Annotated in this window: 19 protein-coding genes and 1 tRNA gene; 9 read left to right on the top strand and 11 right to left on the bottom strand. The window is 63.6% G+C overall.

Annotated elements, in window-relative coordinates; genetic code table 11:
* Positions 1–102 precede the first annotated feature (102 nt).
* Positions 103–894: an SseB family protein gene (locus AB0T83_RS16775; protein WP_366194376.1), complete on the bottom strand. Its 792-nt coding sequence runs from the start codon at positions 892–894 to the stop codon at positions 103–105.
* A complete protein-coding gene (locus AB0T83_RS16770; protein WP_366194375.1) occupies positions 891–1,502 on the bottom strand; it encodes a uracil-DNA glycosylase family protein in 612 nt (203 codons plus the stop codon). Before AB0T83_RS16770 ends, AB0T83_RS16775 begins: the two co-directional genes overlap by 4 nt.
* A 76-nt stretch (positions 1,503–1,578) precedes the next feature.
* On the opposite strand from AB0T83_RS16770, the gene AB0T83_RS16765 reads away from it, so the two are divergent.
* From AB0T83_RS16765 to AB0T83_RS16745, 5 genes are all read left to right on the top strand, one after another.
* Positions 1,579–1,935: an ArsR/SmtB family transcription factor gene (locus tag AB0T83_RS16765; RefSeq protein WP_366194374.1), complete on the top strand. Its 357-nt coding sequence runs from the start codon at positions 1,579–1,581 to the stop codon at positions 1,933–1,935.
* Positions 1,910–2,944 (top strand): permease, encoded by a 1,035-nt coding sequence (locus tag AB0T83_RS16760; protein ID WP_366194373.1) that lies wholly within the window; start codon positions 1,910–1,912, stop codon positions 2,942–2,944. The genes AB0T83_RS16765 and AB0T83_RS16760 overlap by 26 nt, the downstream gene beginning before the upstream one ends.
* Positions 2,945–3,024: 80 nt before the next feature.
* Positions 3,025–4,293 carry a Na+/H+ antiporter NhaA gene (locus tag AB0T83_RS16755; protein ID WP_366194372.1) on the top strand — a complete coding sequence of 423 codons (1,269 nt, stop codon included), beginning with the start codon at positions 3,025–3,027 and terminating at the stop codon, positions 4,291–4,293.
* 94 nt (positions 4,294–4,387) lie between these two features.
* Complete coding sequence (gene kdsA / locus AB0T83_RS16750; protein ID WP_366194371.1) at positions 4,388–5,221, top strand: 3-deoxy-8-phosphooctulonate synthase; 834 nt, start codon at positions 4,388–4,390, stop codon at positions 5,219–5,221.
* Positions 5,222–5,357: 136 nt separating this feature from the next.
* Positions 5,358–5,432 (top strand) — tRNA-Gln (locus AB0T83_RS16745).
* A gap of 540 nt (positions 5,433–5,972) precedes the next feature.
* Here the strand turns inward: AB0T83_RS16745 and AB0T83_RS16740 are convergent.
* Positions 5,973–6,983 carry a helix-turn-helix transcriptional regulator gene (locus AB0T83_RS16740; RefSeq protein WP_366194370.1) on the bottom strand — a complete coding sequence of 337 codons (1,011 nt, stop codon included), beginning with the start codon at positions 6,981–6,983 and terminating at the stop codon, positions 5,973–5,975.
* Positions 6,984–7,170: 187 nt separating this feature from the next.
* Between AB0T83_RS16740 and AB0T83_RS16735 the strand changes: the two genes are divergently transcribed.
* Complete coding sequence (locus AB0T83_RS16735) at positions 7,171–9,675, top strand: arylsulfatase (protein WP_366194369.1); 2,505 nt, start codon at positions 7,171–7,173, stop codon at positions 9,673–9,675.
* Between the two features lie 207 nt (positions 9,676–9,882).
* Here AB0T83_RS16735 and AB0T83_RS16730 read toward each other — a convergent pair whose 3' ends face one another.
* From AB0T83_RS16730 to AB0T83_RS16710, 5 genes are all read right to left on the bottom strand, one after another.
* The gene (locus tag AB0T83_RS16730) at positions 9,883–10,725 is read right to left on the bottom strand and encodes a CPBP family glutamic-type intramembrane protease (protein WP_366194368.1); all 843 of its coding nucleotides are present in this window, start codon (positions 10,723–10,725) and stop codon (positions 9,883–9,885) included.
* A 63-nt stretch (positions 10,726–10,788) separates the two neighbouring features.
* Positions 10,789–11,493: a TetR/AcrR family transcriptional regulator gene (locus AB0T83_RS16725; protein WP_366194367.1), complete on the bottom strand. Its 705-nt coding sequence runs from the start codon at positions 11,491–11,493 to the stop codon at positions 10,789–10,791.
* 184 nt (positions 11,494–11,677) lie between these two features.
* The gene (locus AB0T83_RS16720; RefSeq protein WP_366194366.1) at positions 11,678–12,706 is read right to left on the bottom strand and encodes a LacI family DNA-binding transcriptional regulator; all 1,029 of its coding nucleotides are present in this window, start codon (positions 12,704–12,706) and stop codon (positions 11,678–11,680) included.
* 154 nt (positions 12,707–12,860) lie between these two features.
* Positions 12,861–13,526: a tripartite tricarboxylate transporter permease gene (locus tag AB0T83_RS16715; protein ID WP_366194365.1), complete on the bottom strand. Its 666-nt coding sequence runs from the start codon at positions 13,524–13,526 to the stop codon at positions 12,861–12,863.
* A complete protein-coding gene (locus tag AB0T83_RS16710; protein ID WP_366194364.1) occupies positions 13,523–14,743 on the bottom strand; it encodes a type 2 periplasmic-binding domain-containing protein in 1,221 nt (406 codons plus the stop codon). Before AB0T83_RS16710 ends, AB0T83_RS16715 begins: the two co-directional genes overlap by 4 nt.
* Before the next feature lie 319 nt (positions 14,744–15,062).
* On the opposite strand from AB0T83_RS16710, the gene araD reads away from it, so the two are divergent.
* From araD to AB0T83_RS16695, 3 genes are all read left to right on the top strand, one after another.
* Positions 15,063–16,805, top strand: coding sequence for an L-arabinonate dehydratase (gene araD, locus AB0T83_RS16705; RefSeq protein WP_366194363.1), 1,743 nt, complete (start codon positions 15,063–15,065; stop codon positions 16,803–16,805).
* On the top strand, positions 16,805–17,704 hold the full coding sequence (locus tag AB0T83_RS16700) for a dihydrodipicolinate synthase family protein (RefSeq protein ID WP_366194362.1): 900 nt from the start codon (positions 16,805–16,807) through the stop codon (positions 17,702–17,704). Before araD ends, AB0T83_RS16700 begins: the two co-directional genes overlap by 1 nt.
* A gap of 95 nt (positions 17,705–17,799) precedes the next feature.
* Positions 17,800–18,585, top strand: a complete 786-nt coding sequence (locus AB0T83_RS16695) for an inositol monophosphatase family protein (RefSeq protein ID WP_366194361.1) — start codon at positions 17,800–17,802, stop codon at positions 18,583–18,585.
* On the opposite strand, the gene AB0T83_RS16690 is transcribed toward AB0T83_RS16695, so the two are convergent.
* Genes AB0T83_RS16690 through AB0T83_RS16680 form a run of 3 tightly spaced genes read right to left on the bottom strand, consistent with a single transcriptional unit; the run spans position 18,582 to position 22,902 of the window.
* Positions 18,582–19,655 (bottom strand): ABC transporter ATP-binding protein, encoded by a 1,074-nt coding sequence (locus tag AB0T83_RS16690; protein WP_366194360.1) that lies wholly within the window; start codon positions 19,653–19,655, stop codon positions 18,582–18,584. The two genes, AB0T83_RS16695 and AB0T83_RS16690, sit on opposite strands and share 4 nt — an antisense overlap.
* A 3-nt stretch (positions 19,656–19,658) precedes the next feature.
* The gene (locus AB0T83_RS16685; RefSeq protein ID WP_366194359.1) at positions 19,659–21,872 is read right to left on the bottom strand and encodes an ABC transporter permease; all 2,214 of its coding nucleotides are present in this window, start codon (positions 21,870–21,872) and stop codon (positions 19,659–19,661) included.
* Positions 21,873–21,876: 4 nt separating this feature from the next.
* A complete protein-coding gene (locus AB0T83_RS16680; protein ID WP_366194358.1) occupies positions 21,877–22,902 on the bottom strand; it encodes an ABC transporter substrate-binding protein in 1,026 nt (341 codons plus the stop codon).
* Positions 22,903–22,907 lie beyond the last annotated feature (5 nt).

The following is a 22,907-nucleotide window of genomic DNA, read 5'->3' as shown; positions in this document are numbered from 1 at the left end:
GTTGATCCCAAGAGACTACATCTTTCGGCGGCGAAAACTTTGACATCGGTCAATTGACGCGTGGAATATACGCCTTTGGACCCGGCCCGGCACGCGAAACGCTCAGCGCAGGATCGGCGGGGTGGCCGGATCGGACCCCGGTGCGGGGCGTGACGCCGTGTCGTGCGGGTCCGGTTGCGGCAGATCGAAACGCAGACCTGTGCGGGCCAAACGGGCGGCAATCGCATCGCTGGCGGCGAAGAATGCCACGTCCAGTGCGCCCGCTTCCAGCCCCGAAAAGGCCAGCGCCTCGTTCACCGCGCGGGCAAGTGCGGTTTCGGCCCCTTGGGTGGTGTCGACGAAGGCCAGCAGATGGCCGCGCCGGCCGCTTTCGTAGGTCACCGCACAGAGATAGGCGAGCCGCGCCCGTCCGGACATCAGCGCAAGCTTGCCATCCAGCGCGGTTAGCAGGGTCTCGGGCAGCCCGCTGGGAGGGGCCAACTCGCGCGGGCGATCCTCGGTTTCCTCGGGGGCGTGCGCCAGCGTCTCGGCCAGCCAGTCCACAGCCTCGGGCGGCAACAGGGTTTCGGAGGGCGCGGTGCCAAGGTTCAGCCCCAGCCCGACGCCTTGCCCGGCGATCATGCCGATCAGGGTGCGGCCCGACAGCGCCAGATAGGGCATGGTGCCTTCGGCGAACCCGGCCAGCCGTTCCTCAAGATCGAAGGCCAGCAGGAACTTGCCATCCTCGGTTTCGAAGATCTGCGGATCGACGGTCTCGTCGCGGGCTTCCCGTTCCAGCAGCAGGAACAGCTCGGCATCGGCCAGGCGTTCGAAGAACCGCAGCCGCAGGGCGTCGTCGTCGGGGGCAGCCTGCATGGCGGCATGGACATGGTCGAGCGGCGTGAGCGGGGTCATGGCATCTCCAGTATGGCGCGGACGCGCTGGCGCAGGTCGGGCAACAGGTCGGTTTCGAACCACGGGTGGCGTTTCAGCCATGCGGTATTGCGCCACGACGGATGAGGCAAGGGCAGGGCCTGCGGCAGGAAGCTGCGCCAGTCCTCCACCGTGGCCGTGACCCCGCCCTTGGCCGCCGTGCCCAGATGCCATTTCTGCGCGTAGCCGCCCACCAGCAACAGCAGTCGCCGCCCGGGCAGTTGCGGCATCACGCGGTCGTGCCAGGTGCGGGCACACAGCGGCGGCGGTGGTAGGTCCGCGCCCTTGGCATTGTAGCCGGGAAAGCAGAAGGCCATGGGCAGGATCGCCACCCGGTCGCGATCATAGAAGGCGTCGCGCGACAGCCCCATCCAGTCGCGCAGCCGGTCGCCCGAGCGATCGTCGAAGGGCACGCCGCTGTCATGCACCCGCGCGCCGGGCGCCTGACCGGCCACCACGATCCGGGCCGAGGGCCGCAGCCAGACCACGGGGCGGGGCGCATGCGCTGTGGCGGTGACCGCAAACCGGTCGGCGCACAGGCGACAGCCCCGGATATCGTCACACAGCGCGGTAAAGTCCTTCTGGCTCATACGCCGATGTTAGGCGGGTTGGGCGGAGCGACAACGACTCATTGCATCGTTTCGACATTTCGATAATTATAGAAATATGGAATCAACATCTGACCTCGACCTCATCAAGGCCGCCTCGGCCTTTGCCGCCCTCGGATCCGAGCAGCGCCTTGCGGTGCTCGCCACACTCGTTCGGGCCGGACCCGAAGGTCTGGTCATCGGCGCGTTGGGGCAACGCTGCGGCGTGCGCGGCTCGACCCTGACCCATCATCTGAAGATCCTTGCGCAGGCGGGGCTGATTTCCCAGACCAGGATCGGCCGCGCCACGGTCTGCGCCGCAGCGGCTTATGACCAGGTTGAAAAGCTGTCGACCTTCCTGCTGACCAATTGCTGCGCCGATGCCACCGCACCTCACAAGGATCACGATCATGACCGATCTCTCAACCGCGCCTAGACCGCTGCCCGCCCTGTGGCGACGACTCGACAAGGTGCTTCTGGCTTTCGTCGTGGTGTTTGCAGCCGTGGCGGTACTCGATACTGCCGCCCTAGGCGGGATCGCGGCCACCACCGTGACCTCGCTGGCCCATACCGCACCCTATATCGCCTTCGCGGTGCTGGCGGTCGCCTATCTGAAAGCCACCGGGGCCGAGCATCTGGTGGCCGCGGCCTTCCACGGGCGCGAATTGCGGATGATCTGTCTGGCCGCACTGATGGGCGGGCTGTCGCCGTTTTGCTCGTGCGAGATCATTCCCTTCATCGCCGGGCTTCTGGCGCTTGGGGCCCCGCTGTCGGCGGTCATGGCGCTGTGGCTGGCCTCGCCGCTGATGGATCCGGCCATGTTTGCCATCACGGCAGGCGCCATCGGGCTGGATTTCGCCATCGCCAAGACCGTGGTCGCGGTGTCGCTGGGAATCCTTGGCGGGCTGACGGTGATGGTCTTTGCCAAATCGCCGGTCTTTATTGATCCGCTGCGGACGCGCCCGGCGAGGACCGGCTGTTGCTCCAGCCATACCCCCCTGGATGACAAACCGGTCTGGAAATTCTGGGGCGACCCGGCCCGTCGGGCGACCTTCGGCACCACCGTGCGCGACAATTCCATCTTCCTGCTGAAGTGGCTGGCGCTGGCCTATCTGCTGGAGTCCCTGATGCTGCGCTATGTGCCCGCTGACCTGATCGCACAGGTGCTGGGCGGGCAGGGCGCAGGCCCGATCCTTCTGGGCGCGCTGGTGGGCGCCCCGGCCTATCTGAACGGCTATGCCGCCGTGCCGCTGGTGGGCGGTCTGCTGGAACAGGGCATGAGCCCGGGTGCCGCCATGTCCTTCGTGGTCGCAGGCGGGGTCAGCTGCATCCCGGCGGCGGTGGCGGTCTGGGCGCTGGTCAAGCCGCGGGTCTTTGCCGCCTACGCGGTGTTGGGGCTTTCCGGTGCCATCGCCGCGGGCTTTGCCTGGGCGGCCATCGCCTGACCTGCTGAGACATCCTTCTGTTGCCAAGGGCGAGCCATCGGTTAGGCTCGCCCTAATCATAAGAACGTCACGGGGGGAACATGTACCGGGTCTGGAATTTCGTCACCAATTACTCCCTGCTGCTGATTGCCGGCGCCGTGCTGGCGCTGGTCTGGGCTAATCTCAACCCTCACAGCTATCATGATTTCGTCGAATTCGTTCTGGTGGACGACTTCTTCATCGGCCACGCCCATCTGGACGAACACGGCCATGTGCACCGCACCCTGACCTTGCATTACCTGGTCAACGACGTGCTGATGGCCTTCTTTTTTGCCATCGCCGCCAAGGAAGTCTGGGAGGCAATCATCCTTGAAAACGGCTCGTTGCGCGGCAAGAAGGCGGCCACGCCGCTCTTTGCTACCGCCGGGGGCATGGTCGGGCCGGTCGCCGTCTATCTGGGGCTGGCGGCGTTTCTGGGCAGCGATGTCTATGACGCGGTGTCGCGCGGCTGGGCCATTCCCACGGCGACCGATATCGCCTTTTCCTACCTTGTGGGGCGCATCGTCTTTGGCGCGGGCCATCCGGCAGTGCGGTTCCTGCTGCTGCTGGCGATTGCCGACGATGCGGCGGGGCTGATCATTCTGGCGATCTTCTATCCCAGTGGCGAGTTGGCGCCGGAATGGCTGCTGCTGTCGCTGGGCGCGTCACTGGGGGTGTTTCTGCTGTTCAACTACCTGCCACGCCGGATGGATCGCGGCGACCAGTTGCGCCGCAATTCGACCTGGGCGCGCAAGACGCTGGGCTTCTGGCCCTATGCAATTGCGGGCGCGCTCAGCTGGTATGGCTTTCAGGAAAGCGGTCTGCACCCGGCGCTTGGCCTGCTGCCGGTGGTGCCCGCCATTCCCCATGCGGACCGCGCTTTCGGGATCTTCTCGGCCGCCGAGGCACATCTGCACGACCTGCTGAACGAGATCGAGCACGGGCTGAAATACCCCGTTGAACTGGTGCTGTTCTTCTTCGGCCTGATGAACGCGGGTGTCGAGTTCTCGTCCATCGGCGCGCCGACGATCCTGGTGCTGGCCGGTCTGCTGGTGGGCAAACCCATCGGCATTCTGGCCTTTGGCTGGTTCGCCGCAGGACCCTTGCGGCTGGGACTGGCCGAGGGGATGCGAACCATCGACCTGTTCGTGATCGGTTGCGTGGCGGCCATTGGCTTTACCGTCTCGCTGTTCATCGCCACGGTCGCCTTCGATGGCGGCGCCGTGCAGGAGGCCGCGAAAATGGGCGCCCTGTTCAGTTTCGCCGCTGCCATCATCTCGATCGTGGCGGGCAAGCTGACCGGTGTGCAGAAGCGCGAATTGCAGGGCTGACCTGTGGCCAAGCCTCGGCCTCTGCCCACTGGTATCTCGGGCAGGGGGTGTTATCTGAGTTCCAACCGACACGCGCAGGCAGGAGAGCCCTACGATGAAAACCGTCACTATCCGCGATCTGACCATCGGCAACGACAGCCCGCTGACCGTCATCGCCGGACCCTGCCAACTGGAAAGCTATGACCACGCGGCGATGATCGCCGAGGCGATGAAGACGGCCTGCGCCGCTGCCGGGGCCGACTATGTCTTCAAGGCCTCCTATGACAAGGCCAACCGGACCTCGGTCTCGGGCAAGCGCGGGCTGGGGATGGACGCCGGGCTGGAGGTTCTGGCGAAGATCCGGCGTGAATTCGATGTGCCGACCCTGACCGACATCCACTCCGAGGCCCAATGCGCCCCGGTGGCTGAGGCGGTGGACATCCTGCAAATTCCGGCCTTCCTGTGCCGCCAGACAGATCTGCTGGTGGCTGCAGGCAACACCGGTGCGGTCATCAACATCAAGAAAGGCCAGTTCCTGGCACCCTGGGACATGGTGAACGTGGTCAAGAAGGTGGAAAGCACCGGCAACGACCGCATCCTGCTGACAGAGCGCGGCACCAGTTTCGGCTACAACACCCTGGTGGCCGACATGCGCGGCCTGCCGACCATGATGAAGACCGGCTATCCGGTGGTGATGGATGCGACGCATTCGGTGCAGCAGCCGGGCGGGCAGGGCGGCTCTTCGGGCGGCCAGCGCGAGTTCGCCCCGGTCATGGCCCGTTGTGCTGTGTCGCTGGGAATTGGTGCGGTCTTTATTGAAACTCATGAAGCCCCCGACACTGCCCCGTCGGACGGACCGAACATGATCCCGCTGGATCAGATGCCGGCATTGGTGGCCTCGCTGATGCAGTTCGACGCGCTGGCCAAGGCCGATCCGCTGCGCGTCTGAGGCGCGCGCCGACCGGGTCGCACCGGTCCTGCAAACCTGTCGCGACGACAGGTAAAAAATGCCTCCGGGCTGTGCAAAAAACTTCGATAAACGTCTTGCGCTGCCCGAACCAAAACCGTAGATACGCCCCCACCGTTGGGGTGTAGCCAAGTGGTAAGGCAGCAGTTTTTGGTACTGTGTATCGTAGGTTCGAATCCTACCACCCCAGCCACTTTCCGTCTTGAATCGTGTCGCCTGCCCTTAATCGGGCATTCAGGTTCTGAATCGGTCGGGGTGCGCGCCGATTGGGTGACGCAGCTGCATCCTTCTGAGAAATATCCCCGACAGACTCAGCAGACACGTTACGCTTTCTGGAAATGCATTCTGAACTCCTGCGCGGATGTCCTCCCGCCCTCAAATACCCTGATCTTCTTTGGGGATATTCAACAACCGGGCCTTGGTAAAAAGGGGATGTGGCTTTCTCTAGGCACCTAGGCCGCAGTCTCTGGTTGCTCATGTTTCCGCCCGATCGGAGTTTCTGAACGTGTGATGGTGGGATCGAGACCGTCTCTGAGGGTCTTCGTGATCCTGGTGGCCCCGACACCTTTTGCTGTCTTGCAGATCCATTGATGAAAATCCGACCGAACCTGGCCAGGTTGATCCGACTGGAAACACCACTGCTACGCCACCAGCCGCTACGGGTATTGACGACGTTCTGAAATCGGTTCGGGTCTGATAGAGTGCGGCGGTGGGGTCTTGTAGCCCAATAGCTTTACCGGGGCTGGCGAAGCGCACTGGGAAGTTGTCCGGTCCAGCGACGCACGGCGCGGGTCAGGGTCGCTTGATTGGCATAGCCCAGTTCTTCGGACAGGTCCTTCAAGGACGGCACCCCGTCATCGCGCAGGCGCTCAAGGGCAATGCGCGCGCGGGTCTGTTCGACCACGTCCGAGAAACTCACCCCTTCGTCGCGCAAACGTCGGCGCAGGGTGCGCGGGCTCAGGTCCGCAGCAGCCGCGATCCTGTCTACCGACGGCTTGGTGTAGGGCAACATGGCCGTCACCAGCACCGCGGCGGAGCCCGCCAGACCGCATCCGGGCGGCACCAGGGGCTGGTCCGCCGTCGGGCCTTCCATGGCGGCCCGGATGACCGGCGCGGGGATCGTCCGGTCGGCCACGTCTCGATCCACCCATATGTCCAGCGCCCGGTTGGCCGAGGCCTGCAGCGAGGCGCCCAGCCAGGGGCGCAGATGCGACAGCCCGGCTTGCGGATGCGGGATCATGGACACCCGCGACAGGCTGGTGCGGTCTTTCGTGCCGCTTCGGCACACCACGTCCACGAAGGCGGCCACATACTGCTGGACAAGGTGCAGCACCTCGTCCGAGCCGATGTTTAGGGTCCAGCCATCGCGCACATGCAGCGCTTCCCCGACGCCTTCGACCGAAAACAGCTCGTGCGTCACATGCTGCGGCATCATTCGGACAACCCGCAGAAGTCCTTCGCGCACGGTCGGCCCGCGCAGGGCGGCATGGCCGATCAGCCCGAGCTCGGCGACACTGCCGTCCCTGACAATACGCCACGACGCATTCGGCCCCTCTGCCTGCGCGACCCCGACCAGCAGGCGGATGGCGGCGCGCAGCGGGATCGGCACCAGCGGATCGGACTCGGGCACCCATTCCAGGCCGGCCTGGGCGAAAAACGGCGCCGGATCCTTGCCCTGCGCTCTCAGCCAGCGGCGGATCGGGGTCACCGTCGCACTGCGGATCAGGGGGATACAGACAGACATTTGAACAGGCCTCTTCCGGTGGCCCACAACATGGCCCGCAAAGTCAAAATGTGCCCAAACCGGCCTTCGGATTCAAGAGGCACCGGCATACCCTGCGCGAAGTTTCGTTTCTGTATTCCCGCAGTTTCAACGCAGAGCGCGCCCGGAGCTGGATCCTGGCGGCGCAATGTGCACAGGAGGCCAATTCATGGCGCAAAGAAGATCCCTTGTTTCCTTGGTGTGTTCCGGATTGTTCCTGGCGACCGCAGCGGCGACCCCGGCCGTATCGCAGGCGCCGGTCGGATCCCCGGATGCCACCCGCACCCTGAGCGGTACGCAACTGCCCGCGCCGCCCATGGAGTTCGGCGGCAAGATCGAACATGACGCCCTGTCGTCGGATCCGTGGTGGGCGCCGCGCATCGTGCCACCCAAGGACGCGCCCAACATCCTGCTCATCATCACCGATGATGCCGGCTTTTCGGTGCCCAGCACCTTCGGCGGCGTGATCCCGACCGAGACCATGGACAAGCTGGCCGCCGAGGGGCTGAGCTATACCGCCATCCATTCCACGGCATTGTGCTCGCCGACCCGCGCCGCGCTGATCACCGGGCGCAATCACCATTCGGCGGGCTTCGGGGTGATCTCCGAGCAATCCACCGGCTACCCCGGCTACAACAGCATCATTTCCGAGGACAAGGCGACCATCGGACGGATCCTGCTCGACAACGGCTATGCCACCTCGTGGTTCGGCAAGGATCACAACACCCCGGCGTTCCAGGCCAGCCAGGCCGGGCCCTTCGACCAGTGGCCTACGGGCATGGGGTTTGAGTATTTCTACGGGTTCGTCGGCGGCGATGCCAACCAGTGGCAGCCCAACCTGTTCCGCAACACCACCCAGATCTATCCGTTCAACGAGGCCGAGGGCGAATGGAATCTGGTCACCGCGATGGCGGATGATGCCATCGAGCACATCACCAACCTGCACCAGATTGCCCCCTCGAAGCCCTTCTTCGTGAAATACGCCCCCGGTGCCACCCATGCCCCGCATCACCCGACGAAAGAGTGGGTCGAGAAGATCGAGGCGATGCATCTTTTCGATGACGGCTACGAGGCGCTGCGCCAGACCATTTTCGACAACCAGAAGAAGATGGGGCTGGTGCCCGGGGATGCGACGCTTGCGCCCTGGCCGGTGGAACATCTCAAGCCGTGGGACAAGCTGACCGAAACCGAGAAGAAGCTGTTCATTCGCCAGGTCGAGGTTTTCGCCGCCTATGCCGCCTACAGCGACCATGAAATCGGGCGTCTGATCCAGGCCGTCGAGGATATCGGCGAGCGCGACAACACGCTGATCATCTATATCAACGGCGACAATGGCACGTCGGCCGAGGGCGGCCCGCTGGGCACCTTCAACGAGGTGGCCTTTTTCAACGGTCACAACATGATCCCCGCCGAAACCCAGATGAAATGGTACGATGTCTGGGGCACCGAAGCGACCTACAACCATATGTCCGCAGGCTGGGCCTGGGCCTTTGACACGCCTTTCGACTGGTTCAAGCAGAACGCCTCGCGCCTTGGCGGCATCCGCCAGAACATGGTGGTGTCCTGGCCCGGCAAGATCACCGACACCGGTGCCCGCCGCGACCAGTTCATGCATGTGATCGACGTGGTGCCGACCATTCTTGAGGTCACCGGCATTCCCGCCCCCGAGGAGGTGGACGGGGTTGCCCAGAAACCGATCGAAGGCACCAGCTTTGCCTATACCTTCGACGCCGCCAATGCCGATGTTCCCAGCCGCCACACGACCCAGTATTTCGAGATGTTCGGTCAATGGGCGCTCTATCACGAGGGCTGGCTGCTGAGCACGAAAGTCAACCGCGCGCCGTGGGAAATCACCGGGGCCGCAAACCCCGATCCGCTGAACAACCAGGTGCTGGAGCTTTACCACCTCACAACCGACATGAACCAGACCACGGACATCGCCAAGGATCACCCCGAAAAGGTTAAGGAACTGAAGGCGCTGTTCATCGAAGAGGCGAACAAGTATCAGGTGTTCCCGCTGGATGCCTCGGTTCAGTCGCGACTGGTCGCGCCGCGTCCGAACATCACTGCTGGTCGCAGTGAATTCGTCTACATCCAGCCGATGGTCGGGCTGCCGCAGGGCGACTCGCCGCTGTTGCTGAACACTTCGTACACGATCACCGCCGAGATCGAGGTGCCGAAAGGCGGTGCCGAGGGCATGATCCTGACCTCGGGCGGGCGCTTTGGCGGCTATGGCTTCTACCTGAAGGACGGCAGACCGGTCTTCCTGTGGAACATGGTCGATCTTGAACGCATCAAATGGGAAGGCAAGGACGCCCTGGCGCCGGGCAAGCACACCGTCGAGTTCGACTTCAAATACGACGGGTTGGGCATCGGGACGCTGGCCTACAACAACTCCAGTGGCATCGGGCAAAGCGGCACCGGCACCCTGAAGGTCGATGGTTCGGTGGTGGAAACCAAGACCATGAAGAACACCCTGCCAGTGATCCTGCAATGGGACGAAAGCTTCGACATCGGTTCCGACACGCTGACAGGGGTCAACGACGCGGACTATAAACCGCCCTTCGCCCTGACGGCCAAGCTGGACAAGCTGACCGTCAAGGTGGATCGGCCGCAATTGAGCGAGGCCGACAAGAAGAAACTGGAAGAGGCGCTGCAAAAAGCCAGCGACTGATCCTGGATGTCGGCCGGGGTGCTGCCCGGCCGACATCGTCCCGCAGAAGGTCCACCGGGAGCGAAGCTGAACCGGACCGGTTGCAACGTACACGCCCGGTCACGGTGTTTGCCACGATCCGTGGCGGTTGCGCCCGCGCTGACCCGCGCGGGCAGTGCATCCACCCCGCGCATTGTGTGGCTTGATCGTCGCCGCGCAGACCCGGCGTCACGCCCTTTCCCCTGTGCCACCCGGAATGACCTCGGTCACCGCGCCGCCACGGCGCAGCATGGTTTCGCGCTTCTGCCAGACGACCGCCGCCGTCACGGCCACCAGGATCCAGGTGTCATAGGGCTGGGCGTCTGGCCAGAACGGGTTGATCAACTGCCAATGGAACAGCATCGGCCAGAGCAGGCTGCCGCGTGCCGCGTTGAAGATCGGTGTAACAAGGATCGCGAGGGTGATGTTGCCCACGAGAAACGGGAAGAAGTTCCAGCCCGAAAAAACCGTCCCCGACAGGAAGAATGCGGGAAGGTGCCAGAGGCCCCAGACCGTCCCGATGATGGCACCGGCCCAAAGCGGCGCCACATGTCGTTGCAGGATGGGTTGCGCCACGCCACGCCAGCCGAACTCCTCTATCGGGCCGAGAAACAGCATGAGGAACAGGACCGCAAGGATGGGTCCCACGCCGTCGGGAGGCAAAGGGGTAAGCAGGGGACCGCCCTTCGTCAGAGACCCGATCATGAAGACCGCCGGAATGCCGATCAGAATGAAGATGGCCCACCCCGGAGACCCGCGCCACAAGGTCAGCCGGGACAGGAACGCCTTGAGACCGGCGCGCCCCCCGTAGCGCAGCACCAAGACAAAGGCCGAAATCGCCGGGGCCCAAGTGGCGAGGAAAAAGAACGGATGGGCGCCGCTGATTTCGCCGAACCGTGCGGCTGCCCAGTCCGGTGCGACGAGATAGATACCGACAACGCCCCATGTGATCGCGAATGTCAGCCCGAAAAAGCCGATCAGGGCATGGGACGGCACCTGACGCGGGCCGGCGGGAAAGGTTGTATCAGCCATGGTACAATTCCCCCTCTATCGAGTTGAAACAGGGCAAGCCCGAGCGGTCCGGGCCTCCGTCATTTACGGTTGCGGCGCTTTTGGCGCAGCTCTGCCGCGCGCGGGCGATCCTTGTGTTTTTCCCTGCGCGTGCCGCTGCTCAAGCTCCCGACCCGGGTTCATGAAGTGAAAGCTTCCCGGCGGTGCGCCCAGAGTCTTTTCGATGATTGCCTGCGTCACCAGCCGGCGCTTGCGCAGCTCATCCCTGGAAAAGCCGAACATGTCGCCTTCGGTCAGGAACTGCGCCCCGGTGAACAGGAACTGGATGGTCTCCAGGGGGTTTTCGACCTCGAAGACCCCTTCGTCGATCCCCTGTTCCACGATCCTGGCGAGTATCGGCGAGAGTTGCAGAACGGTCTGTACATTCGTCAGTTCGTGAAGCTCGCGGTTCTCGGGCAGATGCAGCATCTCGGCGACGTCGAGACTGTCATCATTGCCGATATGGCTGTTGCCCAGAAGGGCCGCCATCTTCTGCATGGCCGTAAGCGAGGGATCATCGGCGATGCCTTCTGCGATCTCGACGATCTGGCGCAACGTCTTGTCCACGATGGCTTCGAGGATGTCCGGCTTGGACTTGAAGTAGTAGTAGAAGGTCCCCTTTGCGACACCGACTTCGCGGATGATCGTCTCTACCGAGCAGTTGGCGTATCCAACCTCCCGAAACAACCGTTCCGCGGTTTCAACGATTTCCGCGCGCCGCTTTTCCGGGGCCTTGACGATCCGTGCCACGTCGGGTCTCCTTCCATGTCCCAATTACTGACTGACCGGCAGTCAGTCAAGAGGTGTTTCCGGAATCAGCCCCCCCCGGCGGTGACCGGGGGTGCGCGGGTTCCGGTTATTGTGAACGTTCATGAAGCAAAGACCGGGCAGCCGCCGGGGCATAGACCGTGCCGATGAGGATTGCCGTCGGTGCCTAGCAGGAGTCCCGCTGCACCACCTCGAAACCCAGGTCCGTCACCGGGTCTGGCGTGTCGTTGTTTTCCAGCCGGGCGAGCAGGTGTTCTGCGGCGCGCTGCCCCAGTGCATCGCGATCGACCCGGACCGTCGTGAGCGCCGGATGCACGTCGGCCGCGTAGTCCTGATCTCCGAACCCGATCACGGCAATGTCGCCGGGGATGCGGATGCCGCGGATTTGTGCTTCGATCAGAATGCCGTGGGCAAGCAGGTCCGAACTGCAGAAAATCACCCCGCGCGCAAAGACCTTTTCGTCCAGCAATCGCCGCAGCGCGGTTCGGCCTTCGCCAAGGCGTGCCGGCCCGTCGATATCCGCGCGGGCAACGCGCTGACCGCCAAGCGCCTCGAACCGGGCGGCGAACGCCGACCGTCGCCGGTGAGCGCGTTCGTCGGCGGCGGTCACGGTGGCTGCCTGCGTATATCCCTTGTGGTGCGCAAATTCGGCAACAGCGCGGCCCGCGTCCGAATGGCTGAACCCGACGCACAGATCGATAGGTGAACTGGTCAGATCCCAGACCTCGACCACCGGGATGCCCGCCCCCAGAAGCAGGCGTCGGGCCTGGGCGCTGTGCTGGATCCCGGTCAGCAGCATGGCATCCGGGCGGCGTGACAGATGCGCCGCGATCAGCGCTTCCTCATCGGCGGGGTCGAAGCCGGTTTCCGACAGCAAGATCTGATAGCCGGCGCTGCGCATGTGTTCGCTGAAGCTGCGCACGAAGGTTGAATAGACCACATTGGTGATCGACGGGATCAGCGCGGTGACGAGGCGCGACTTGTTGGAGGCCAGTGCACCCGCGATGGCGTTGGGCACGAATCCCGTGGCCTCTATCGCCTCGCGAATGCGCCGCAGCGTGTCGGCCGAAACCTTGGACGGATCCGACAGGGCACGGGATACGGTGACCTGGCTGACCCCGGCCATGCGCCCGACCGCGGCCATGGTGACGCGCTTGTTCGCGATTCCGCTGCGTGTGTCCCGATCCTGTCCCATGCGCCATGTATCCCGTCATTTCAGCTCCGGGGCAACGGGGTCAGCCCGCTTCCCCGGCGTTTGCCTGTCGGCGTGACAGATAGATCGACGCGGTCAGCGATCCGATGATCAGCACCCACAGAAGCGCGGCGATCCAGATATTGGGGAAGAAGATCTAAAGCATGCCGACCTGATTGCCCTGCAGAGTGAATGCGCCGATCCGCAGGGCCGTGGTGCTGCCGCCGGGAAGGCCCAGCGACCGCAACGGCACCAGCGCTCCACCGGTCAGCCCGTTGTTGCCGGATTTCGACGCGATCAGACCCCTGCGTTCCCCCTTGCCGAAATTCGCGGCCTTCTTCGAAAAGGTCTTGGTCTGCGGATAGGCGGGGATCCAGGCCGCCGAACCGCCCACCCCGGGCAGGATGTCCACCACAGTGCCGATGCCCAAGGAGCGCAGAAGGTTCACCGTCTGCCCCATGAAGACCGAGAGCGAGAAGGACGATCCCTTGACGATCTTCGCGGCGTCGCGGCATTGTCCCTTGGGCACGCCCAGTTCCGCTTGATCACGGATCGCGGCCGGCCCGAAGACACCGATCTGCACCGGCAGCAGGGAGTACCCGCTGTCCAGCCAGCAGTCCGTGCCCGGCGGTGCCGGTCGAAGCTTGCCGTTGCCGCCATCCGAGATGTCATAGACGTCGATCAGTGACACGAAAATGCCAAGGAAGCCCAAGAAGATGCCCTTCAGCAGGTCGGTCGACAGGGCCGCCAGCGCCAGTCCGTTCTTCGGCCAATGCGAACAATTCAGCGGCAGGCACACGGCGACCGCCATCGTGGTTGTCATGCCGGGAATGGCCCCGAAGATGATGCCGACAAAAGTGCCGCCGATGACCAGCGAGAGAAACAGCGGCGATATGATCGATGGGATTTTGTGGCGCGGGCCTCAGGGCAGGGTGCGGAAAAAAGATCTCGGTGAACAGCCATAATACGAAAGACGGCTTGATCACGGCGATCACCAGCATCACAAGCCCCTGCGGTGAGGCAGGCTGTGCATGTAAAAAAACCCGTCGCGAAGACAAAGGGGATCAAGCAGACCGGAAACCCAAGCCCTGTGTTTGGCCAGATGTTGCCCACCGGCACCATCAGCCAGAAGTAGAGCACGGTCAGCCCAGGCGTTCCAAGAAACCGCGGCTTGTCCATCTCTCCAGACGTACGGCGCCAATAGGGTCCGGAGGCCGCGATCCGGTCGCGCCGGGTTGTCATCGCGGCATTGACCTGGTCCATGATCGCGGGATCCATGTCCTTGTTGTACAGGAAGAAGAATTCCTTATCGAAGGTGAAATCCTGCGTCCCATCCAGCGTCACGCTGGTCGCGGGCGAGGCGTATTGCAGCATTGGGTCGCGGGTGGCGTTGCCCATGCCGGCGGCGGACGCCTGTTCAAAGGTGGCCGGCCGCGCGGTGATCCAGACGAAGCGCATGCACTTCTGGTCATCGGCGGGCAGTTGGGTGAACTGCTCGTTGTCCTGGATCGACCCGTTGATGACGTCCGCAAGGTCATCCCACATCGCCTGGTTCTTGTCGGATTGCGAGCCGGTGTTGACGGCCACGATGTTTTCCTCAGACCCCGGTGTGCGCACCGAGGCCGCGTTCTTCATGGCCAAGAAGCCGATTTTCGACACACCGCCGGGCTGGATGGCGACGCGCACGCGGTCGCCATTCGCGGCGGCGGTCAGAATGTCTTCCATTGACTGGTAGGGGCTGTCACAGCCCACAAGATAGGCGTTGCCGGGGTTGATCGCGACGGTCTGGCCGACGGTGTAGCCTTCGAACGGGTCGGCATAACCGGTGACACCGTAGAGGTTCCCCAGATAGGACTGGTCGTGGAAGATCATCAGCGTGTTGCCACGGCTGTCCCGGCCCAATGCCTTGAAGGCCTCGGAGGCGCCGACCGCGTCGACCTTGATGTTGATGCCAAGCTGTTCGGCCAGGGCCTCGGCCATGATGGCCGAGTTCTGGTAGGTGTCGCCGTCCGTCAAAGTGAAACCGATCACATTGTACACGTGACGCGTCAGGGGCCACCGGCTGGATCAGAAGTGCTTCGCGGCTGGCGGCGGCAAGAAGGGTTCTGTAGGTCAGTTTCAGGAGGTCCTCCCATTCGACCGCAAGCGGCCACTGGATTTTCAGTCTGTTGCGCCTCTTCGGCGCAACGCGCAGATCACCAGTAAAAATGATAGCGCATACACCTGTGACAATCGCCGCCAAGGATGCTTCATATTGCCGATATACGTAAATTATGGCCGTAAGTCTTGGACCGAAGCACGCGTTGACAGAAAATGATGAAAGCGCATACAAGGCAAGAAAGATCTTCGGGAGACACACATGACGAATTTGCGGAAGAAGACGCCCGAGACCCTGCGCAGCGCGCGCTGGTTCGGGCCCGACGACCTGCGCAGCTTCGGACACAGATCGCGGATGATGCAGCTTGGCTATGCCGAGGAAGAGTTTCGCGGCAAGCCGATCATCGGCATCCTGAACACCTGGTCCGAGATCAACTCCTGCCATGGCCATTTCCCAGAGCGCGCCAAGGAAGTGAAACGCGGCGTCCTGCAAGCGGGTGGTTTCCCGATCGAGATGCCGGTCCTGTCGGTGGACGAGCAATTCACCAAGCCGACCTCGATGCTGTATCGCAACATGCTGGCGATGGAGACCGAAGAGGTCATCCGCTCGCATCCCTTCGACGCGGTGGTTTTGATGGGGGGCTGCGACAAGACCACGCCCGCGCTGATCATGGGCGCGCTGTCGGCCGGAGTTCCCTTCATCTTTCTGCCCGCCGGTCCGATGCTGCGCGGCAATTACGCGGGCAAGATCCTGGGCTCCGGCTCTGACGCCTGGAAATACTGGGACGAACGCCGGGCGGGCAATATTTCAGCCGAGGAATGGCGCGGCGTGCAGGGCGGGATCGCCCGCTCGCACGGGGTGTGCATGACCATGGGCACCGCGTCGACCATGACCGCCATCGCGGATTCGCTGGGCCTGACGATGGCCGGGGCCTCGTCCATTCCAGCCGTCGATGCCAACCACAGCCGCATGGCGTCAAGCTGTGGCCGCCGGATCGTCGACATGGTGTGGGAGGATATGACCCCCGACCAGATCGTGACACCGGCCTCGGTGCGCAATGCCGCCATCGTGGCCATGGCCACGGGCTGTTCGACCAATGCCGTCGTGCATCTGGTCGCCATGGCGCGGCGGGCCGGGGTCGATCTGACGCTGGATGACCTGGATGCCCTTGGGCGCGAAACGCCACTGCTGGCCAATATCCGGCCATCGGGCAAGGACTACCTGATGGAGGACTTCTTCTATGCGGGCGGCCTGCTGGCGATGATGAAACAGATCGGCGACCGGCTGGACACCACCTGCATGACCGTCAATGGCAAGACCGTGGGCGAGAACATCGCCACCGCCGAAGTCTACAACGACGACGTCATCCGCCCCTTGTCGAACCCGGTCTACCACGAAGGCTCTCTGGCGGTGCTGCGCGGCAACCTTTGCCCGGATGGGGCGGTCATCAAGCCCGCAGCCTGCGATCCGAAATACCACATCCACGAAGGCCCGGCGCTGGTCTTCGACAGCTATCCCGAGATGAAGAAGGCGGTGGAGGACGAGGATCTCGACATCACCCCCGACACGGTGATGGTTCTGCGCAATGCCGGGCCGCAGGGCGGGCCGGGCTTTCCCGAATGGGGCATGCTTCCCATTCCCAAGGCACTGATCAAGCAGGGCCATCGCGACATGCTGCGGATCTCTGACGCGCGGATGTCGGGCACCTCCTATGGCGCCTGCGTGCTGCATGTGGCCCCCGAAAGCTTCGTGGGCGGGCCGCTGGCCTTGCTCAAGACCGGCGATACCGTGCGGCTCGACCTGCCGAACCGGTCGCTGGACATGCTGGTGCCCGAGGCCGAGCTTGAGGCCCGCCGCAAGACCTGGACTGCGCCAGCGCCGCGCTTTCAGCGGGGCTGGGGCTGGATGTTCACCAAGCACGTCGGGCAGGCCGATACGGGCTGCGATTTCGACTATCTTCAACGTCAACACGGCCCCGCCGCCGGCGAACCGGATATCTTCTGATGACACAGGATCTGGACGCAGCACTTGCCGGCATCTCCGGCATCCTGGTCACCCCCTATGATTCCGAGGGGGAGATTGCGCCGGAGAAACTGGCGCCGATCCTTGACCGGGCCTTGTCGGCGGGCGTGCACATGCCCGTGGTGAACGGCAATACTGGCGAATTCTACGCCCTGACCACCGACGAAGCCTGCACCATGGTCCGCGAGGTCGCGGCGATGGTCGCAGGGCGCGCGCCGGTGCTGGCCGGGGTCGGGCGCGGCATCCGCGATGCCTGCCGTCTTGCCGAAGCCTCGGCCACCGCCGGGGCCAGCGCCTTGATGATCCACCAGCCGCCCGATCCGTTCGTCAGCCCGCGCGGCACCGTCGACTATGTCAGGGCGGTCTCGAAAGCCTCGGGCGGTTTGCCGATCATGCTGTACCTGCGCAATGATGCAATCGGCACCGATGGCATCAAGGCGCTGTGCGATATCGACGGTGTGAAGGGCGTGAAATGGGCGACGCCCAATCCGCTGAAACTGGCCGCCGCCATTGCCGCCTGCGATCCCGGTATCACCTGGGTCGGCGGGCTGGCCGAGGTCTGGGCGCCGCCGCTTTATGCCGTTGGCGCGCGGGGGTTTACCAGCGGGTTGATCAACGTCTGGCCGGAACGGTCGGTGGCGATCCACAAGGCGCTGACCGACGGCGACTACCCGCAGGCCAATCGGCTGATCGAAGACATGCGCGCGTTCGAGGATATCCGCGCCGAGGAGTTGAACGGCACCAATGTGACCGGGGTCAAGGCGGCGCTGCTGGCGCAGGGCCACGACTGCGGCCCGACCCGTCCCCCATCGGCCTGGCCTCTGACGCCGGCACAACAAGGCAAGCTTGATGCATTCATGGCGGCAAATGGGCTGGTCTGAAGGAGCATCACGGCCAATCTTCCCCGACGGTGTGAAACCACGCAGAACCTCGTAGGGTGGCAAGAATCCCTTGGGCAACGGCACCGGAGCAAACCATGGACCTATCCGAACGCGCGGAAATCACTCGCCAGATCGCGGTCGAGGCCGGCGAACTGGCCAGCACATGTTTCCGGCAGATCGACACCCTGAAGATCGAAAAGAAGGGCCACCAGGATTTCGTGAGCGAGGCCGACCGCGAGGTCGAGCTTCTGGTCCGCCGCCATCTGGCGGACATCTTTCCCGAGGACGCCATCGTGGGCGAGGAACACGCGCCGACCAAAGGCAGCTCGGGGTTCACCTGGGTGATCGATCCCATCGATGGAACCGCGAATTTCGTCAGTGCCATACCGGCCTGGGTGGTGGTGATCGCCGGGGTCGAGAACGGCCAGACCTGCATCGGCGTGATCCACGATCCCTGTCATGACGAGACCTTCGTGGCCGTGCGCGGGCAAGGCGCAACCTTGAACGGGCGTCCGATATCGGTCGCGCGCGACAGCATGATCGGCGACGGAACCATCGGTGTCGGCCATTCCAACCGCATCGCGACACAAAAAGCGGCCCAACTTGTGGCCGCGATCCTCGATGCCGGAGGGATGTTCCACCGCAACGCTTCGGGGGCGCTGTCGCTGGCTTATGTCGCCTCTGGTCGGTTGCTGGGCTATTCCGAGGCGCATATGAACGCCTGGGACTGCCTTGCCGGTCAACTGCTCGTGGCCGAGGCCGGGGGCCGGGTCGAGGATCAGGACGCCGACCGGATGATCGCAGACGGCGGGCGGGTCATCGTCGCCGCGCCGCGTGTGTTCGACGATCTTCTCAGGTTGTCGGAGACCGCCTTCGCCTAGCCCTTCGGGATCAGCACCGGGCCGGAGGACTGGAAACTGACCCTGACATCCGAGCCGACATCAAGCGGGGCATCGACGTTTTCCTGAACGGCGAACATGGCCCCGAAGCTGGCTTCAAGGGTGTATTCCATCCGGATGCCCACATAGGTCGACTTGATGATCCGGGCCGCGAAGCCCTCGTCCTGCCCGATCAGCAGCCGTGAAGGCCGCACCGCAAGGGTCGCCTGTCCGACGGGCATGCCGCGAGAGGGCAGGGTGAACCGGTAACCGTCCACCGCGATATCGGCGCGCTCCCCATGAACGGCGGTGATCTCACAGGGCAGCAGGTTCGCCTCGCCGATGAAATCCGCCACGAAACTGTCGACCGGCGCATCGTACAATTGGCGCGGCGTGCCGATCTGGGCGATGGCCGCGTTGCGCATCACAACGATCTCGTCGGACACCGCCAGCGCCTCTTCCTGGTCATGGGTGACATAGACGACGGTCAGGCCCAGATCCTGCTGGATCGCGCGGATGTCCTCGCGCACCTGACGGCGCAGCTTGGCATCGAGGTTCGACAGCGGCTCGTCAAACAGCAGGACCTGCGGTTCCAGAACCAGCGCGCGGGCCACGGCCACGCGTTGTTGCTGACCACCGGACAACTCGCTGGGCAGCCGGTCGTCGAACCCCTTCAGGCCGACCAGATCCAGCCCGGCCAGTGCCCGTTGCCGGGTTTCGGCCTTGGCAAAGCCGGAAAAGGTCAGGCCGTAGGAGACGTTTTCAAGCACCGTCATATGCGGGAACAGCGCGTAGGACTGGAACACCATCGACACATCTCGATCCGTCGCGGGCAGTTTCGTCACGTCCTTGTCGCCGATCAGTATCTGGCCCGAGGTGGCCATCTCAAGCCCCGCGATCATCCGCAGGGTGGTGGTCTTGCCACAGCCCGAAGGGCCCAGAAGCGTCACCAGTTTACCCGCCTCGACCTCCAGATCGATGTTGTCCACCGCCACCACGTCGCGTCCGAACACCTTCGAGACCCCGACGAAGGAGACCGGGGCCGCCTTGCTGCGGATCAACGTCTCTACCATGGTCTAACCCCCCGAGGTGAACTGGGTGCGCCGCCCGATCTGCGTGCGACCGACCAGCAGTTGCAGCAGGCCGATGGCGGCCAGCATCACGAAAATCAGTGTCGTTGAATAGGCAATCGCAAGCCCGTAGTCGTTGTTCTCGACCCGCCCGATGATATAGCTCGTCGCCATGTCGTATTCCGCCGAGACCAGGAAAATGACCGCCGAGATCGCGGTCATCGCCCGCACGAAGCTGTAGACCAGCGCCGCCAGAATGGCAGGCTTGAGCAGCGGCAGGATCACCCTTCGGAAGGTCTGCCAACTGTTGGCCCCCAGCGTCAGCGAGGATTCATCCAGCGACTTGTCGAGTTGGGACATGGACGCGATCCCGGCGCGCACGCCCACCGGCATGTTGCGGAAGATGAAACTGACAACAAGGATGATCCCGGTCCCGGTGATCTCGATGGGCGGCACGTTGAAGGCCAGGATATAGCTGACGCCGATGACCGTGCCGGGGATCGCGAAGCTGAGCATGGTGCCGAACTCGAAAGCGTTCTTGCCCGCGAAAGTCTGGCGGGTCAGCAAATAGGCCGTCACCAGCCCGACGATGGCGGTCAGCGGGGCGGCGGCGGCGGCAATGTAGATCGTGGTCCAAAAGCTGTCCCAGGCAGAGCCGATCCAGCGAATGCCGCCGTCTTCAAGCCGCACCGCGAAGGCGGTCACGTAATGCTTGAAGGTCAGCGTGTTGTTCACGCCCCAAAGCTCTACAAGGCTGCCGTAGAAGATCATCACGTAGACCACCACGGTGAAGCCGCCCCAAAGTGCTGCAACGGTCAGCACCGGGATCGACAGCCGTTTCGGCATCAACGGATGCACCCCGGCGTCGCCCTTGCCGGTGACCGTGGTGTAGGATTTCTTTCCAAGCCAGGCCCGCTGGGCATAGAAGGCGGACAGGGTGAAGAACAGCAGCACCATGGCCAGAACCGCCGCGCGCCCCTGATCGTATTGCGCGCCGACGATGGCAAAGAAGATCTCGGTCGAGAGCACGTCGAAATTGCCGCCCAGCACCAGCGGATTTCCGAAATCCGCCATGCTTTCGATGAACCCCAGCAGGAAGGCATTGGCCAGGCCCGGACGCATCAACGGCAGCGATACGGTCAAAAACACCTGCCACTTGTTCGCCCGCAGGGTCTGGGCGGCTTCCTCCATCGAGGGCGAGACACCCTCGACCACGCCGATCAGCACGAGAAAGGCAATGGGCGTGAAGGCCAGAACCTGCGCGATCAGGACGCCGGGCAGACCATACAGCCATCGGCTTGGCTGCACACCGAACACGTCGGCCACGAACACGGTGACCGATCCGGACAGCCCGAAGAGCAGGATCAATGCCAGACCGATGACAAAGGGCGGGGTGATGATCGGCAGCACCGTCAGCGCCCGCAGCGCCCGCTTGTAGCGGAATCCCGAACGGGTCACCACCAGTGCGAAAACCAGCCCCAGCGCCGTGGTGATCACCCCGACCAGGATCGCAAGGAACAGCGAGTTCCACGCCACACCGCAGCGTGCGCCCTGCAAACAGCCAAGCCCCCACAGCCGGTTGCTGAAGAATTTCGACGCGAAGATAGCCATCGAATAACTGCCCTCTTCGGTCACGAAGGCAGCCAGCAGCATCTTGGCGATAGGGAAGAAGACAAAGGTCGCGACCACCACGATCACGCCGCCGATGGCGCTGACCACGAAAACATCGCCGTTGATCGCGCCGCGCGCCGCGATGCCCTGGGTGAACAGGAACAGAAAGGCGGAAGCCACCAGCAATGCGCCATAGCCCATGCCGAATTGCCGGTCACTGAAATCGCCAAACAGCGCCGTCAGCCAATCGAAGGTGAACCCCCGAATGCCGATGCCGAACCCTTGCGCCACCAGATAGGAAAACCCCACAGCGCCGGACAGGATCAGCACGGTGGCATAGGCGGGGTCCGATTTGCGCAACCGCAGGACCGCAAACGGGGCCAGCAAGGGTAGGGCCAGCGGGGCCAGCCAGAGCTTCTCCCCCTGTACCAGCAGGAAGGCCGCCGGCGCGAAATCCGCGTCCAGAGGGTAGCCGTCCAGCAGCCACGAAAACCCGAAGAACCCGTCTTCGATCCCGTACCAGGGCAGAAGGCAAAACCCCACCCAGCCTGCCAGAACCCAGAAGGTCAGGACAGGATGGGTGGTCTTGGTGGCGGCGACTTCTCGCACCGGTTTACTGCGGCAGGACCGAGACCTCCTCGTCCCATTTCTGCAGCAGCCGCTTGCGTTCGTCAGACGAGCCGTATTTCACGAAGTCATAGTCGATCAGCTTGATCTTCGACATGTCCGGGGCCTTGTCCGACGACTGGGCATTCACGTTCGACATGAGCTGATACGAATTGGCCTCAAGGGCGAGGTTCTGCGCCTCGGCGCTCAGCGCCCAATCATAGAACTTCTGGGCTTCTTCCAGGTTGCGAGCCCCTTCGATGATCGACATCGACCCGATCTCGTACCCGGTGCCCTCGCAAGGGGCCACGACGGTGACCGGGAACCCGGCGACGGCCTGCGCCACGGCGTCATGCATGAAGACGATGCCGATGGTGGTCTCTCCGCGCCCGGCGGCCTTGATCGGCGCCGAGCCCGATTTGGTGTACTGGTTGATGTTGGCGTGCAGGCCCTTCATGAACTCGAAGCCCTCGTCCTCGCCGAACAACTGCACCATCGAGGCGAGCGTCGTATAGGCGGTGCCCGAGGAGTTCGGGTTCGCCATCTGCACATGGCCCTTGTATTCGGGCTTCAGCAGATCCTTCCAGCAGGCCGGTTCGGGCAGATTGTTCGCCGCCAGAAGATCGTTGTTATAGCCGTACCCCAAGGCCCCGGAGTAAATCCCGATGGTCTTGTTGCCCGCACTTTCGGCCTGGGCGATGGCCCAGGGGTGAAGCTGGTCGCGCATCGGCGAGATGTATTCCTGCGACAGCCCCTCTTCGGCGGCCTGAAGATGCGGGTCGCCGGTGCCACCCCACCAGACGTCCCCCTTTGGGTTGCTGGCCTCGGCACGGAGTTGCGCGAAGGTTTCTCCGGACGACTTTCGGGTCATGTTGACATCAATGCCGGTGGCATCTTCAAAGCCACGCGCCATCGCCTGGCACCATTCCTCCTCGGCACTGCAATAGAGCGTCAGCTTGTCCGCATTCGCAGCGCTGGCCGCAAATCCGAGTGCTGCCAGTGATGCGCAGAGCATCAGGTTCGTTCTGGTCATGTCAT

Origin of the sequence: Meridianimarinicoccus marinus (assembly GCF_040689105.1) — a bacterium.
Taxonomy (GTDB): domain Bacteria; phylum Pseudomonadota; class Alphaproteobacteria; order Rhodobacterales; family Rhodobacteraceae; genus Meridianimarinicoccus; species Meridianimarinicoccus marinus.
The sequence above is the reverse complement of the archived record's forward strand: the minus strand, read 5'-3'. Positions and strand labels throughout refer to the sequence as shown.

Bases quoted from the DNA above. Each gene is read 5' to 3' on its own strand.
- AB0T83_RS16770 (WP_366194375.1), bottom strand. From the start codon at position 1,502: ATGAGCCAGAAGGACTTTACCGCGCTGTGTGACGATATCCGGGGCTGT.
- AB0T83_RS16700 (WP_366194362.1), top strand. From the start codon at position 16,805: ATGACACAGGATCTGGACGCAGCACTTGCCGGCATCTCCGGCATCCTG.
- kdsA (WP_366194371.1), top strand. From the start codon at position 4,388: ATGAAAACCGTCACTATCCGCGATCTGACCATCGGCAACGACAGCCCG.
- araD (WP_366194363.1), top strand. From the start codon at position 15,063: ATGACGAATTTGCGGAAGAAGACGCCCGAGACCCTGCGCAGCGCGCGC.
- AB0T83_RS16690 (WP_366194360.1), bottom strand. From the start codon at position 19,655: ATGGTAGAGACGTTGATCCGCAGCAAGGCGGCCCCGGTCTCCTTCGTC.
- AB0T83_RS16695 (WP_366194361.1), top strand. From the start codon at position 17,800: ATGGACCTATCCGAACGCGCGGAAATCACTCGCCAGATCGCGGTCGAG.
- AB0T83_RS16680 (WP_366194358.1), bottom strand. From the start codon at position 22,902: ATGACCAGAACGAACCTGATGCTCTGCGCATCACTGGCAGCACTCGGA.
- AB0T83_RS16775 (WP_366194376.1), bottom strand. From the start codon at position 894: ATGACCCCGCTCACGCCGCTCGACCATGTCCATGCCGCCATGCAGGCT.
- AB0T83_RS16765 (WP_366194374.1), top strand. From the start codon at position 1,579: ATGGAATCAACATCTGACCTCGACCTCATCAAGGCCGCCTCGGCCTTT.
- AB0T83_RS16755 (WP_366194372.1), top strand. From the start codon at position 3,025: ATGTACCGGGTCTGGAATTTCGTCACCAATTACTCCCTGCTGCTGATT.
- AB0T83_RS16740 (WP_366194370.1), bottom strand. From the start codon at position 6,983: ATGTCTGTCTGTATCCCCCTGATCCGCAGTGCGACGGTGACCCCGATC.
- AB0T83_RS16720 (WP_366194366.1), bottom strand. From the start codon at position 12,706: ATGGGACAGGATCGGGACACACGCAGCGGAATCGCGAACAAGCGCGTC.
- AB0T83_RS16715 (WP_366194365.1), bottom strand. From the start codon at position 13,526: ATGACAACCACGATGGCGGTCGCCGTGTGCCTGCCGCTGAATTGTTCG.
- AB0T83_RS16735 (WP_366194369.1), top strand. From the start codon at position 7,171: ATGGCGCAAAGAAGATCCCTTGTTTCCTTGGTGTGTTCCGGATTGTTC.
- AB0T83_RS16730 (WP_366194368.1), bottom strand. From the start codon at position 10,725: ATGGCTGATACAACCTTTCCCGCCGGCCCGCGTCAGGTGCCGTCCCAT.
- AB0T83_RS16760 (WP_366194373.1), top strand. From the start codon at position 1,910: ATGACCGATCTCTCAACCGCGCCTAGACCGCTGCCCGCCCTGTGGCGA.